Raw genomic sequence first — 14,709 nt, 5'->3', positions numbered from 1 at the left:
ATTGACAATGAAAGAAATAGTTTTATTTGGAGAGTACTTATTACGTTTAACTCCGCCAGGAAACAAAAAAATAACGCAGGCAGAAAACCTTGAAATGCATTGGGCTGGTTCTGAAGCTAATATTGCAGTTTCGTTGGCTACATTTAAAAAAAGTACCCGATATGTTACTTCGTTGCCTAATAATACTGTTGGTCAGGCCGGTATCACACAACTTCATCGTTATGGAGTTCCCACTACCGTTATAGAAAAAAAAGGTCGTCAAGGTCTTTATTATTACGAAAGTGGCGTGGGAGCCAGACCAGGCAAAGTAACGTACGACCGTGAGTATTCGAGCTTTAGCATGCTGGAAGAGAAAGAGATAAATTGGGATGAAATTTTTAATAATGCCGAATGGTTTCACTGGAGTGGTATTACTCCGGCATTAAATGAAAATCTTGCCAAAGTTTGCCTGGACGCTCTGAAGGCTGCAAAGGAAAAAGGAATAATGATTTCGGCCGATTTTAATTTTCGATCGACGCTGTGGCAATATGGAAAACAGAGTAGCGAAGTAATGCCAAAACTACTGGAATATTGCGATGTAATTCTGGCAGATGTTGATGCCGCAAAATTGTATTTTAACATCCATCCGGACGAGAATAATTTGGTTGAAAGTACCTGTTCTTTATTAAAGGAAAAATTGCCTAATGTAAAATATATTGCGATGACCATGCGCTATCAAAATAATGCTTCAAATGAGTATGTTGGTTATTTGTGGAATAACGGTGCTGTAGTTTCTTCAACAACGTATAAAATAGACAATATTGCGGAACGTATTGGTGCCGGTGATGCTTTTATGGCGGGTTTGATTTATGGTTTACAGGAACAGCAGCCATTACAGCAAGTTATAGAGTTTGCCACAGCGTGCGGGGTAATGAAACATTATATAACGGGTGATATGAATATTGCTTCAAAGGAAGAAATTGAGACGATCATTCAACAAAAAGGCAGCGGAAGAATAATTCGCTAATTAAAAACAGAAAACATATGATCATTTCGAATCCTTTAAAAATGCAGAAAGATATTCTAAAAGAAAAATTCATTCCCTTATTTACCAATACGGATGCTGAGGTTTGTAAAAACATTATGCGTATTTGCTATGAAAATGGTATAAATGTATTTGAATTTACCGATCGAAATGAAAATTCCTATGCTGTTTTTAAGGAATTGAAAGCCTATAGAGATGTAGCTTTACCTCAACTAAAGATTGGAGTTGGCACGATTAAAAATGGTGCTCAGGCAAAATTATTTATTGAGGCTGGTGCCGATTTTTTAATCTCGCCGGTCGTTTTAGAAGAAATTCACCTAATATGTCAGGAGAAAAAGTTATTGTGGATTCCGGGCTGCGCAACGCCTTCAGAAATTGCTCTCGCAGAAAACTGGGGACTATCATTGGTAAAAATATTTCCGGCAAAACCGTTAGGAGGATATTCTTATATAGAAGCAATAAAAAGCGTGTTTCCTAAAATGTTATTTATGGCCACGGGAGGTGTTGAACCTAATAAGGAAGATATCGAAAAATGGTACGAAGCCGGCGTTTCTTCTGTCGGTTTAGGAGCAAAACTTTTCCCAAAAGAAATGCTGTCAAACCACGAATATGATAAGATGAGTGCTCACTTAGCTACACTCATCGGCGATTTAAATTAAAGAATTTACTAACCACAAAACCTTAGATAATAGTTAACGACCTAATACTATTATCAGATAAACTATTTTTTATTATGAAATTGGAATTGATTGATTATCTCATTATTGCTATTTATTTTGTTTTTGTCATCGGGATTGGTTTTTTGCTCAAACGGCAAGTAAAATCAGCGAATGATTTTTTAATGAGTAATCGAAATATTCCGTTATGGATTACCAGTCTTGCTTTTATTTCTGCCAATCTTGGTGCGCAGGAAGTTTTGGGAATGGCTGCCAATGGAGCAAAATACGGATTGTATACGGTTCATTTTTATTGGCTGGGAGCTGCTTTGGCCATGATATTTCTGGGCGTATTCATGATGCCGTTTTATTACGGAAGTAAAGCCAGGAGTGTACCTGAATATCTAAAACTTCGCTTTGACGAAAAAACAAGAACGTTCAATGCCTTTGGTTTTGCGGCTATGACCGTTTTTTCTTCAGGAGTTTCATTGTATGCTTTAGCGATGTTGATGGAAGTAATTTTAGGATGGAATTTTGATTTGTCCATTTGGGTTGCCGCTTTAGTGGTATTTGTCTATATTTTCATGGGAGGTTTAACCAGTGCCGTTTATAATGAAGTACTTCAATTTTTTCTTATTGTATTAGGAATTGCGCCTTTGGTTTATCTCGGTTTATATAAAGTGGGAGGATGGGAAGGAATTGTGGCAAACGTACAGGATTATAAACTTCATGTCTGGAAAGGATTGGATGATCCTTCGCATAATCCAATGGGAGTTGACGCTTTTAGTATGGTTTTCGGACTTGGGTTTGTATTAGCTTTCGGGTATTGGTGTACCGACTTTTTAGTAGTACAAAGAGCCATGATAAGCAAGGATTTGAGTGATGCGCAAAAAACGCCTATTATTGCGGCGATTCCTAAAATACTAATGCCGATGATTGTTATTTTACCGGGAATTATAATGCTGGCACTTCAAAATAAATTTTCGGGATTTGAACTTCCGGTAACTGCCAGTGGGGATGCTAACTATAATATGGTACTGCCTATCTTATTGCAAAAATTATATCCTAATGGTATTTTAGGAGTTGGAATTACAGCGCTTATTGCTTCTTTCATGAGTGGAATGGCAGGAAATGTAACCGCTTTTAATACGGTATGGACTTTTGATATTTACCAATCGCATATCAAAAAAAATGGCTCGGAAAAACATTATTATTATGTAGGGAAAATTGCTACCGTTGCCGGAATATTAATTTCGATTATGACGGCGTATGTAGCGCGTGGTTTCAATAATATAATGGATTTACTGCAATTGGTATTTAGTTTTGTAAACGCACCACTTTTTGCAACCTTCTTTTTAGGAATGTTTTGGAAAAGAACAACAGGACATGGTGCTTTTTGGGGATTAATTTGTGGGACTGCCACAGCTACAATCACGCACGGACTTACTGTTGCAGAAGGAAAAGGCGGCTGGATCGCCAATACACATGAGTACTTTTCAGGTACCAGTCAGGCTTTTAATATTGCATGGATTTCTTTTATAGTGTGCGTTATTGTGACGATTGCAATTAGTTTAGTTACCAAACCAAAACCGGAAGAAGAGTTAGTAGGATTGGTTTATAGTCTAACTCCAAAACAGACAGATTCTAACAAAATATGGTATAAAAATCCGCTTTGGATGGGAGTTGGCGTTTTGTTGGTTACCATTATATTTAACATCATCTTTTTTTAAGAATAATAGCTATGAATAAATTATATGATTTACGGATTGTAATCGGGATTTTCTTTCTGATTATTGGTTTTCTTTTAATGGGTTATTCCTTTTTATCAGATGGTTCTTTAGAAGAAAATGATAGAATTAATCTTTATTGCGGATTGCTGTTTTCTTCTTTTGGTTTATTGATGCTTTTGCTAAAAACCAAAAGAAATGGAAGCAATTAAAAACTGCATTACACGGCGTTTGTTTTTACAAAACTCCAATTATAATAGCTGAAATTTGATCTCGAAAATTTCGCTTCACTTTTAAATCTATTCTTTAGCCGAGTTGAGGTGTTTGTTTTAAAATAAACGCTCTCAATGAGGCTTTTTTGTTTTGTACGCTATTGAAAATCAGAATTATATCTATGGCTATAAACAGCGATTTTGGTTAAAATAGTTTCTATTTCTATTAAAAAAGTAGAAGAATGTCACTTACATATATTATACATTGGTTCCAGCTTAAAACCTCTTTTTTTAGAAAGTAGATTTTATTTTTTTTACCCATTATTATTTGATGACTTAGTACTTACAGACCTGTAAAAAAGAACTTGTTAGGATAAAAAAGAAACCCTGTTTTAAAAAAGAAATAAGCAATTATTATTAACTAACTAAATCAAAATTATGAAACAAAAACTTATCAGTATGCTGCTTTTACTTATTGTAGGCAGTTTTCAGTCTTGCTCAAAGGACACATCCGGTTCTTCTGAAACTTCAGAATCTGGTTTTAATTACACCAGTGATAAGACACATAATCTTAATGTTGTTTATTTTGTTCCAAATGACGTAACTGAGCCCGCTGATTATCATCGCAGAATAAGTGAGATACTTTTGAATGTACAGGCTTTTTATAGTTCGGAAATGCAACGAAACGGTTATGGTAATAAAACGTTTGGACTATTAAAAGATGAAGCTAAAAAAAGAATTAAATTGATTGTAATCAAAGGAAGTCAAGGAAAAGCAGCATATGTTTATGAAGGTGGTGCTGCTGCTATACAAACAGACATCAGTAATTACAAAGCCACACATAGTTCTGAATTTACAGGAGATCATTATTTGGTAATAACACCCACTACAATTGATCAGAACGGTAATGCTCTCGATGGCGGTGTTCCTTTTTATGGTACTGGTAAGTTTTGTTATGCACTTGACTATGCTGATCAGGACATAAAATATTTAGGAGCCAGTGGGCCATTAGGTGCAATTGCGACCAAATGGATTGGCGGTATGGTGCATGAACTTGGTCATGGACTGAATTTACCTCATAATCGTCAAAAATTCTCATCTGAAACATCGCTGGGGATGGCATTAATGTGGGCAGGCAACGGTACCTGGGGCATTTCTAAGACATTTTTAACTGCTGCAGATTGTGCAGTATTGAATGTTAATCAGATTTTTAACAATGATAACAAAACTTATTATGAAGGAAGCACTGCTTCTATTCAGGAAATACATGCCAATTATGACATTGGTAAAGGAGCGATTATTGTTTCGGGAAAATATAGCAGTTCATCAGTCGTTAAAGATGTTTTGTTTTTTAATGATCCTAATGTAGATAATGAAGGAACAGGAGTGAACAGGGACTATAATGCTATTGCCTGGACATCAAAACCTATCAGTCCCAATAGCTTTTACATTGAAATGCCTATTAAGGATTTGGAATTCAAAAATGATAATATATCGTACGAATTAAAAGTGAAGCTCGTCCAGGAAAATGGTAATGTAATAGAGACTTTTTATTCTTATACTTTTATGAATGGTGTACCACTTTTAAATTTCAGTACCAAAAACGAAATTGACAAGAAGGACTGGAAAGTTATTTCTTTTAGCTCTGAAGAAACTACAGGTGAACCAGCTCCAAATGGACCAGCTGCAGCTGTGATCGACGGAAGTGCGGCGAGCTATTGGCAATCTGAATGGAATGAAACAACAGCAGTTTATCCGCATCAACTTGTAATTGATATGATTAGCTCACATGCTGTAAATGGATTCACTATAACACAAAGAGGAGGACTGGTGGCTTCTATTAAGGATGCTGAACTTTTTATCAGCAACAATAATGTTGACTTTACTTCTGCCGGAACTTTTGTGTTTGCCAATACAAATGGGCCACAGAATTTTGATTTTTCTGCTGTCAGGAATTTTAGATTTTTTAAAATTGTTGCCAGTACTTCCTGGGATGGCCAGCAATATGGAGCGCTTGCCGAAATAGGAATGTACTAATCATTGAATCCAGGCATAATTTTTTTGCCTGGATTAACCTTTGGCAGACAAAGAATTAGAGGATATGTTATCTCCTATCTGATTAAAAAATGCCTATCATAAAAGCTGAAATTTGATTTCCTTTATTTCGCTGCACTTTTAAATCTATTTTTTTTAACTGAGTTGAGGTGCCTGTTTATTTGAAAAAATAATTCAGGCACATTCAATGACGCTTTCTTGTTTTATACTTTACTGAAAATCAAAACTCTAAATTAATTTCTGCTAAAATGATATTTAATCAGAAACAATAATTCTATGCTTTGTAAGCAGTGATTTTGATTAAAATAGTTTCTATTTCTATTAAAAAAGTAAAATAATCTGACTGACATAAATTATACATTGGTTCCCAGCTTAGAGCCTATTTTTTAGAAAGCAGATTTTAATTTTTCATCCATTATTATTTGCTGATTAAGTACTTACAAGCCTGTAAAAAAGAACTTTTTCGAATGAAAAAAAGGGGACAAACAAAAAAACATGACTTAAAATAACCATTATCAAAACTATTAAACTATGAAATTACTAACCAAAAACAAGCCAAGAAATTTTTGGCCAAAAAGTTTGTTTACGAACTTTTTTCAAGTTACGCCTATTGTATTATGTACAATTGTGCTACATGCATCAGCTGCAGCAATTCCTAAAAAAGAAGGACCTTCAAAAATCTATTTGTCTCTTGTACAAAAGGTAATAAAAGGGAAAGTGGTAGACGAACAGGGATTGCCGGTGCCAGGAGCAAATATTACTGCAAAAGGCACAAAAAATAGTACTCAGACTGATATGGACGGTAGTTTTTCTATTAGCGTACCTGATAATGTTACCAAATTAATCGTAACCTATATTGGAATGCAGGACCAAGAAGTTTCGATTACAGGAAATACTATTAATATAGTCCTGAAACAAACCGGGCAAAAGTTAGAAGAAGTGGTTGTAGTAGGTTATGGCAAACAGAAGAAAGTTAATCTGTCTGGAGCTGTAAGTGTGGTAGATACAAAAGCGATTTTAAATCGTCCGGTATCCTCACTGACAAATACTTTACAGGGAACGGTTCCAGGACTTACCGTTATTGCGCGCCCGGGAGATGTTGGTGGAGATATCGGAACAATTAATTTACGTGGAAAAGGAAATTTAGGAACCTCTTCTCCTTTATTTATTATCGATGGCGTAATTGCTACTTCTGAATTTTTTAATAGAATAAATTCTAATGATGTTGAAAGTATTTCGGTTTTAAAAGATGCTTCTTCCTCAGCAATTTATGGATCTCGTGCTGCTTATGGAGTTATCGTAGTAACGACCAAAAAAGGAAAAGAGGGTAAAGCCCAATTTAATTATAATAGCTATTTTGGTGTTCAGTCGGCCGTTCAATTGCCAAATAGGGTAAATGCTTTGCAATATGCTGAATTGTATAATGAAGCAAGACTTAATGCTGGTAAATCTGCATTTTATACTCCGGCTGAAATTGATAAAATTAGAAATAATTCAGATCCTGATCATTATGGTAATACAAATTGGTATGATTTATTTCTTCAAAAATCGGCACCTATATTTGAGCATGAAATTAATGTTTCTGGAGGAGGTGCAACACGTTATTTTGTAAGTGGGTCTTTTTTTGAACAAAACTCACTTTTTCCTGGAAAACAAATCAACAGATATTCTTTCAGATCCAATACAGAATCTAAAGTAAGTGATAAATTCACAATAGGAACTACTATCTCTTTTAGTCACGATCGTTATGAGAATGAAAATGGAGAGGTTAGTTTTACTTCTATTGACAGAGCAGTTCCTATATCTGTACCAATGCAATCTGATGGTACCTGGGGAGTTTTTACAGGCGGAAGAGTTAGTCAGGAATTCCCTTATAGAGTATTTAAAGAAGGAGGGAGAGCAGGTTATACTAAAGATCGATTCTCGGGTGCTATTAGAGCCGTTTTTACTCCAATTAAAGGATTGGATATTACGGGTTCGGTTTCTTATAATTTAAATAATGATTTTAGTAATGCCTTTGTAAACAGATTACCGGCACTTATTAATTTTGATACAAAAGTAGAAATACCCGGATCGGCTGTTGTACAAAATTCATATAACGAACAATGGTCGACCCTTGGAAAATTCTTAACAGACTTAACGGTGGGCTATGATAAAAAATTAGAAAAACATAGTTTCAAGGTTTTGGGTGGACTTTCTTATGAGGATAATTCCGGAAGAAATGTGAATATAACCAGAAAAGAGTATGTTACTAATAATATTAGTTCAATTGATGCTGGTTCTGCAGATCCTATTAATACAACCGTTAGTGGAAAACCAGGTCAAAATGCTTTTCAATCCTTTTTTGGTCGTGTAACGTATTCTTATGATAACAAATATTTATTCGAATCGAGTCTTAGATATGATGGATCTTCTAAGTTTCCGGTAGAAAATCGTTTTGGGGTATTTCCTTCAGTATCGGGAGCATGGCGTATTTCACAAGAGGATTTTATGAAATCGACGGAATGGATATCAGAGCTAAAATTACGCGCTTCTTGGGGTAAATTAGGAAGTGTGAGTAACGTAGGAGATTATGATTATTACAATACCCTAACTTCCGGAACACAAATTATTTTAGACGGAACAAAACAAGATGGTGTTATACCAGGGCAAATTTACAACCCACTTTTAGGATGGGAAAAAGTAAATATGACAAACATTGGTTTGGATCTTGCATTATGGAACAACAAATTCAATTTGCAGGTAGATGTTTATAACAAGCTAACGGATGGTATTTTACTACCTAATCCTTATATTCCTTCTGAAGCGGGATTAAGTGTTATTCCTCCAATCAACTTAGGAGAGGTAACCAATAACGGTCTTGAGATTGCTGTATCTTACAATAACAAAGTTGGGGAATTAAAATATTCGGTAGGGGCAAATATGAGCCGTATTTGGAACAAAGTTTCAGATTTGGGTGATGTATCTGAAACTCCTCCGGACGGTTACTATATTAACAGAGTAGGTTCACCGGTAGGTTCTTTTTATATGTGGGAGGCAGAAGGACTTTTTGCTAATGCTGATGATGTTGCAGGCCATGCTACACAATCGACAAATACAAAACCGGGAGATATTAAATATAAAGATCAAAACGGCGATGGAAAAATCAATGGGGATGATCGTGTCATCATGGGTAGCGAAATCCCAAAACTAACTTACGGATTTAATTCAACTTTGCAGTATAAAAATGTAGACTTTGCCGTTATGCTGCAAGGGGTACAGGGTACAAAAGCTTACCTTGAAAATGAAGCATCTCAGGCATTTTTTAACGGTGCAGGTGTAAAAGAATATGCATTGGATCGTTGGACAACCGAAAATCCAAATCCAAATGCAGCCTATCCAAGAATGTTGCTTTCACCAGATAATACACAAAACCTTCAAAGATCATCTTTCTGGTTGTTTGATACTTCTTATCTGCGTGTTAAATCGATGTCACTGGGGTATAATTTCCCAAAGCATGTACTTGATAAAATTAAACTGCAAGGTTTAAGATTTTATCTGGCAGGCAATAACTTGTTTACAATAAGAGGGGATAAACGAATGAAGGATTTTGATCCGGAAGTAGCTTCGCAAAGAGCCTCTTATCCACAATTGAAAACCTATTCTTTTGGTGTAAATCTTTCTTTTTAATTCAAACAAATTGCCTTTAAGATCAGGATTATCTTTTTTAAAGACATAAAATAGTATATACAGATGAAAAATAAATTTAATAAAATAGTACTATCATTTGCTGCAGCTGCCGTTTTTAGTTGTACTGCACCTCCATTGGAGAGAGTGCCGCAAGATACAAATTCAAGCAGCACATTCTGGACTTCAGAAAATGATGCCCGTTTAGCTTTAAATGGCTGTTATGGCTATTTAGCATATGCTTACAATAATGCTTATAACGATGGATCTGCTGATAATGCCTATTGTCAATATCCCTGGGAAAGCGATGCGACAACAATTAGTGAAGGAAACATAACACCTGCTTCATTAAATGCAGCTAATTATTCTGGTAAATATCAAAGTATTCGAGGATTTAACAGCTACTTAGATAATGTGGGTAAAATCGATATGGATGAAAATCTTAAGAAACGTTTTATTGCAGAAGCAAAGGTTTTACGTGCGATGGCCTATTTTGATTTAATACGTTCTTATGGTGCTGTACCATTGCTTACAACAGATTATGTTAGTCCGCAAGAAACAGCTGTAGCACCAACGCCAGAAGGAGATATCGTTACTTTTATCATAAATGAGTTGGTAGCTGCCCAAGCCGATTTACCCTTAACTTATTCAGGTGGTTTAAAAAATGAAAAAGGAAGAATTACAAAAGGTGCTGCATGGGCATTGAAAGCTAGGGTAGAATTAGATTATAATAAATTCGCGGATGCTGCAGCAAGTGCTCAAAAAGTAAAAGAGTTAGGGGTTTACCAATTGTTTAGAGGCGGAGATGTATCTAAGACTAAAGATGATTTTTCGTCCTTTGTTGATTTTGCATCAGCAACTGAAGAACAAAAATTTTATAAGGGATTCGCTAACTACGAACAATTATTTTGGGCTGTTAATGATAACAATTCAGAAGTCATTATAACTTCTCAAGCGATCAATAATTCCTCTTATGAGTGGGGTAATGGTTTAAACACATTATTGACACCTGTTGATATTGGTGGTTGGAGTTCTATTACACCAACAGTTGAGTTAGTAAATTCATATTGGAATAAAACTGGACATTCTTTTGTAGCACCATCGGCTGAAGTTAGAGCTGCAAATTATAATGAAGGAAGTCCTGCAGCTGCTTATTTTGCTGAATTTCATAATAGAGACACACGTTTATACGCTAGCATAATGTTTCCTACTTCTCCTTGGGAAAATGCTTCACCGGGTTATATTTATGATTGGGGCGCAAGCAGCAGTATGACAGGATATAATTTCAGAAAATTAACGGATCCGGCTTATCTTTCTGCAGAATGGGATGGTGCACAGGATTTTCCTATTATGCGTTATGCTGAAATTTTACTTATTTATGCCGAAGCAAAAAATGAGTTGAGTGGTCCGGATAGTTCTGTTTATGACGCAATTAATGATATTAGAGATCGTTCAGGAATGCCAGCAGTAGATCAGGCGATCTATAATACGAAAGAAAAAATGCGTGAACTGATTCGAAATGAAAGACGTATTGAATTAGCCGGAGAAGGTCAGCGTTATTTTGATATTCGCCGTTGGGGAATTGCTGATAAGGTAATGAAAACTATTTACGATATTACAGGTAACATTGCACAAGAGCGTGGTTGGCAGGCCAAATTTATGAAATTGCCATATCCACAGGCTGCAGTAGATAAAAACCCGAATTTGAGTTCGGCACAATCAGAAAAAGGGTATTAAAGAAAAGACGATCAACAATTTGTAAGTTGTTGTTGATTGGTTTTGGTTTCCAATAAATTGGTGGTTTATGTAAGAAGCACTGTCCTGTGGTAGGACAGTGCTTTTTTTTCTAGTACAATAAAGCAAATGCTGGATATAAAAAAACAAATCCCTTTTTACCTGTCAAAGTAAAAAGGGATTTGTTTTTTAATAGAAACTCAAATAAATGAGCTTAAATAACTTTATGATTGATGTATCAGCTAAAATTATTTTTTGGTTGTGTAAGGGATTTTCATTTTAATTTCCCAAGTACCTGAATCGTTTATTTTTACACCCCATCTTATATAGGCTCTGTTTCGAATTTGACCAGTAGCAGGATCGATATAATTCGTCCAGTCTTTTACTCCGTTATCCGCTTCAAAAGCTGCTTTATCTACCGTAAAAGCATCAGCTGTTGTTAAATAATACATTAAGTAAGCATCATTACCTTGGTAATTTCTTGCATATTGTGGAAATGGAGGAGCAGGTAAACCAAAAGTAGTGCTTTCTGAATCCAATACGACACCTATAGTATTGTCATGGTAATTTTGCAAAGGTGCAGATCCACTAATATTAAAAACTACCTTATTAGGATCAAGAGCTGCTCCGTGACTATCTGCAATTATCATTTTTACTTTTACCGCCATTTTAGGTTCATCACTTATTTTTACAATAGTGATATAAGGATCAGTTCCGTCTAATACACCTGAAACTTTCGGATCACTATCATTTAAAACAGAGTATGTGTAGCCAGTATCATAAACTCCTCCTCCTTTACCTAATTGAAGTCTTGAACGCATCTCAGTTTTGAATTCTATAGGAACAAATGGTCCCATTTTTACCCACGTAAACTTGTCTAATTGACGTTCACCCCTAACATTTTTTGCATTTACATTGATAATAAAATCATTATTAACAACATTTTTAGAAGCTTGGGTAAAGACAAATTCACCACTTACAGGATTCATTATAATAGAAGGCTGTGGGCTCAATTTTAATTTTTTCATGGCCAATTCCAATGTAGTGTCCGTAGTAGGATCAAATGGGGCAGTCCAGGTTAGAATCTCATGTAAATCCTGCAATTCAGTAGTTGGTTTGCCATCTTTATCTGTAATTCCAGTGATCGACCATTCCATAGGGTAGGTTGATCCTTCTACAGCTGGTGGTGTTGAAGAATAAAATACGCCACGAGGTACGGATATTGTGTCTTGTAGTGAATGTATATTATCACTGATATATCCTACTTCGGGCTGCTCACACGATAATGCAAGCAGGGTAATCCCGAATAAATAAATTATCTTTTTCATATGTGTCTATGTTATTTTTTTAAATTTCTTAGAAATAGCTTCAAAAAATTAATTTTGGCATTTCATTTTTATTTTGACATTTTTCCTTAAAAACGATAGTTTAATCGGTGTAATTCGAAAAATGATGAGACCCTTGCAGTACATGAATTACGCCATTGGTAGAAATTAAATTGGAAGTTCTGACTACAGTATTAACGTCGTCATTGTTACCGTCTTCAGCAGGGTTAGCACCCCAATAATCGTCTTCTCCCTTAAAAGTATAATATACATATTCAGGAAATTCATCTAACTGATCTCCATATTGATCGACAGGTATAAGCGAAAGCATTCTTTCCTCGCCATTATGTGCCGTATAAACTTTTCCTTCTTTTACCAGTTTACTTCGATCCAGACTTTGATCGAAGATGTAGCCGCCCAGGATCATTTTTAAATCTTCAACGGGTATATCATTGATTCCATAAGCCTGATTTTCCTCAACAAGTCTCATATAAAAAATGTAATTTTTTATAGATAAGTTATTTGGAGCAAAAAGGGTTGTTGACTTGGCGTTAACTACATCAATCATTCCTGCTTTTTCAATTAATAAAGCTAAGGTGTCTAATTGTTTATGTGATTTTAGAAAATCGTAAGTTGACTTTCCAACATTTGGATCGGCCAAACCACCATCTATAAGATAGTCATCGTTTGAACAGGAATACAAGGTAAACAGTACAAGTATTATAGATATATATTTCATGTTTTGTGTTCTTTAAGATTAAAAAAATTACAGTTTTCCTTTCCAGTAGTCTGTTTGAATAATAGCAGGATTAATTGAAATTATAGTTGGATCAACTGGCCAAAAACATCCCTGATGTGAGAGCCTGCTTGGAGTCATCCAGCTCACTCCTGCATAATAATTCATTCTGATTCTGTCAAATCCAGATTGTCCTTCTCCAACAAGTTCAATAGCGCGTTCATCAAAAATGGCTTTAGTCAGTGATTGACTGTCTGTCGCACCGGTGTAGTTAGGTACATTGGCTTTGGATCTGATTGTATTTAGGTCTGAAATGGCGGCTGTAGTATTTCCTAATTTCATATTGGCTTCTGCTCTAAGAAGATAAATATCTGCCAATCGGAAAATTAAAATATTGGATTCTGAAAATCTGGCATAAGGATCAGTTGACTGACCATCACGTGTTGCCTGAGAATACTTCATTAAAGAAGATCGTTCATTTGAATCAAAATCACTAAAAAACAATTCTTTACGTTTGTCATTATCCCGATCCGGATTAGAATTCATCATGTCTTTACCGTAAAAATCGTCATTAATAATTGGCGCATTTGAATTAGGATTTAGAAAAAATGGATCTGTTAATGTTAATCCTGTCATAGTATTATCTCCCCCGTCAACACGATACGATTCATTCATGGCAGAACTGATATTGATCTCAAAAAGACCTGTTTTAGATTGACCAATACACATATCATTAAAGCCATCAGCTCCTTCATTTGCATAATCTATAAGTGTAGCATTACTGTTTTGAATTACAGAATTAGCAGCTGCAAGTGACTGAGCAAGCATAGCTGGATTGCCTTGATTTCGACTCGCGTACCAAAGCGTAATATGTGCTTTTAAGGCTTCAGCACTTGCTTTATTGGCAGTAATTGCCCATTTAGGAGCGCCTGGAGTTGAATATTCCAGTAAACTGATTGCTTTATTGGCTGCTGCCAAAGCAAAATCCAGTACTTTAAGTTCATTTTCTCTTGGTTTTGTAATGATATAACCATCCTTAATCAATTGATCTGAAGTTTCTATAACTTCATCAACAATAGGGGCATCTCCCCAAATACGGGCCAAATAGAAATAAGACAATGATCGTACAAAAGCGGCTTCTCCCATTAATCTGTTTTTTTCGGCTTTCGATTGGAAATCGCTGTCCGGCATTTCGCTTACGTGTTTTTCAATAGAAAGTGCCCAGTTTGCTGCTCTGTAAAATCCTTTCCAGTTACGAGAATCATCACGATAAGCTAAAACATAATTACCGCTTCCTTCGATATAATCTACAATCCAGAACTGACTATCCATAAAAGTCATCCCGGTAAATTCTCCCCATAACAAAAAGTTTGAATCTTTAGTCAATGCTTCTTTAAGTAAAGCATAATCTCCGGCTAGTGCTGACTCAACATTAGCTTGCGAAACCCAAAAATTTTGTGGAGTAGCAAGACCTAATGGCTCTTGATCCAGCATATCTGTACAGCTAAATAGGCTAAAAAAGCCAAAAATCAAGACTGTTATTTTACTGTATGTATATTTTTTCATTTTTACTT

The 14,709-nt window shown here is 35.5% G+C and carries 10 protein-coding genes; 7 read left to right on the top strand and 3 right to left on the bottom strand.

The annotated features are described in order from the left end of the window. The first annotated feature begins 7 nt into the window (after nt 1-7). The 7 genes from AC3ITQ_RS00365 to AC3ITQ_RS00335 all read left to right on the top strand — a co-directional run bounded on the left by AC3ITQ_RS00365 (nt 8) and on the right by AC3ITQ_RS00335 (nt 11,077). Entirely contained in the window at nt 8-1,006 is a 999-nt protein-coding gene (locus tag AC3ITQ_RS00365; protein WP_489236341.1) for a PfkB family carbohydrate kinase, read from the top strand. Nucleotides 1,007-1,023: 17 nt separating this feature from the next. Next, nucleotides 1,024-1,683, top strand: coding sequence for a beta/alpha barrel domain-containing protein (locus AC3ITQ_RS00360; RefSeq protein ID WP_489236340.1), 660 nt, complete (start codon nt 1,024-1,026; stop codon nt 1,681-1,683). A gap of 182 nt (nt 1,684-1,865) precedes the next feature. Beyond that, complete coding sequence (locus tag AC3ITQ_RS00355; RefSeq protein ID WP_489236339.1) at nt 1,866-3,410, top strand: sodium:solute symporter family protein; 1,545 nt, start codon at nt 1,866-1,868, stop codon at nt 3,408-3,410. An 11-nt stretch (nt 3,411-3,421) separates the two neighbouring features. Next, entirely contained in the window at nt 3,422-3,619 is a 198-nt protein-coding gene (locus tag AC3ITQ_RS00350; protein WP_489236338.1) for a hypothetical protein, read from the top strand. Between the two features lie 438 nt (nt 3,620-4,057). Continuing rightward, on the top strand, nt 4,058-5,656 hold the full coding sequence (locus tag AC3ITQ_RS00345; RefSeq protein WP_489236337.1) for a discoidin domain-containing protein: 1,599 nt from the start codon (nt 4,058-4,060) through the stop codon (nt 5,654-5,656). 549 nt (nt 5,657-6,205) lie between these two features. Beyond that, nucleotides 6,206-9,343, top strand: a complete 3,138-nt coding sequence (locus tag AC3ITQ_RS00340) for a SusC/RagA family TonB-linked outer membrane protein (RefSeq protein ID WP_489236336.1) — start codon at nt 6,206-6,208, stop codon at nt 9,341-9,343. Nucleotides 9,344-9,406: 63 nt separating this feature from the next. Next, a complete protein-coding gene (locus tag AC3ITQ_RS00335; RefSeq protein ID WP_489236335.1) occupies nt 9,407-11,077 on the top strand; it encodes a RagB/SusD family nutrient uptake outer membrane protein in 1,671 nt (556 codons plus the stop codon). Between the two features lie 245 nt (nt 11,078-11,322). On the opposite strand, the gene AC3ITQ_RS00330 is transcribed toward AC3ITQ_RS00335, so the two are convergent. From AC3ITQ_RS00330 to AC3ITQ_RS00320, 3 genes are all read right to left on the bottom strand, one after another. Beyond that, the gene (locus AC3ITQ_RS00330) at nt 11,323-12,402 is read right to left on the bottom strand and encodes a hypothetical protein (protein WP_489236334.1); all 1,080 of its coding nucleotides are present in this window, start codon (nt 12,400-12,402) and stop codon (nt 11,323-11,325) included. Nucleotides 12,403-12,502: 100 nt separating this feature from the next. Then, nucleotides 12,503-13,138: a fasciclin domain-containing protein gene (locus AC3ITQ_RS00325; protein ID WP_489236333.1), complete on the bottom strand. Its 636-nt coding sequence runs from the start codon at nt 13,136-13,138 to the stop codon at nt 12,503-12,505. A gap of 27 nt (nt 13,139-13,165) precedes the next feature. Next, nucleotides 13,166-14,701 carry a RagB/SusD family nutrient uptake outer membrane protein gene (locus AC3ITQ_RS00320; protein WP_489236332.1) on the bottom strand — a complete coding sequence of 512 codons (1,536 nt, stop codon included), beginning with the start codon at nt 14,699-14,701 and terminating at the stop codon, nt 13,166-13,168. Nucleotides 14,702-14,709: the final 8 nt, after the last annotated feature.

The sequence above is a fragment of the Flavobacterium sp. KH_001 genome, from assembly GCF_057840745.1.
Note: the sequence above shows the minus strand (reverse complement) of the source record. Positions and strands in the feature narration are given on the sequence as shown.

Coding starts and splice junctions, on each gene's coding strand:
- AC3ITQ_RS00365 (WP_489236341.1), top strand. CDS start 8: ATGAAAGAAATAGTTTTATTTGGAGAGTACTTATTACGTTTAACTCCG.
- AC3ITQ_RS00360 (WP_489236340.1), top strand. CDS start 1,024: ATGATCATTTCGAATCCTTTAAAAATGCAGAAAGATATTCTAAAAGAA.
- AC3ITQ_RS00355 (WP_489236339.1), top strand. CDS start 1,866: ATGAGTAATCGAAATATTCCGTTATGGATTACCAGTCTTGCTTTTATT.
- AC3ITQ_RS00350 (WP_489236338.1), top strand. CDS start 3,422: ATGAATAAATTATATGATTTACGGATTGTAATCGGGATTTTCTTTCTG.
- AC3ITQ_RS00345 (WP_489236337.1), top strand. CDS start 4,058: ATGAAACAAAAACTTATCAGTATGCTGCTTTTACTTATTGTAGGCAGT.
- AC3ITQ_RS00340 (WP_489236336.1), top strand. CDS start 6,206: ATGAAATTACTAACCAAAAACAAGCCAAGAAATTTTTGGCCAAAAAGT.
- AC3ITQ_RS00335 (WP_489236335.1), top strand. CDS start 9,407: ATGAAAAATAAATTTAATAAAATAGTACTATCATTTGCTGCAGCTGCC.
- AC3ITQ_RS00330 (WP_489236334.1), bottom strand. CDS start 12,402: ATGAAAAAGATAATTTATTTATTCGGGATTACCCTGCTTGCATTATCG.
- AC3ITQ_RS00325 (WP_489236333.1), bottom strand. CDS start 13,138: ATGAAATATATATCTATAATACTTGTACTGTTTACCTTGTATTCCTGT.
- AC3ITQ_RS00320 (WP_489236332.1), bottom strand. CDS start 14,701: ATGAAAAAATATACATACAGTAAAATAACAGTCTTGATTTTTGGCTTT.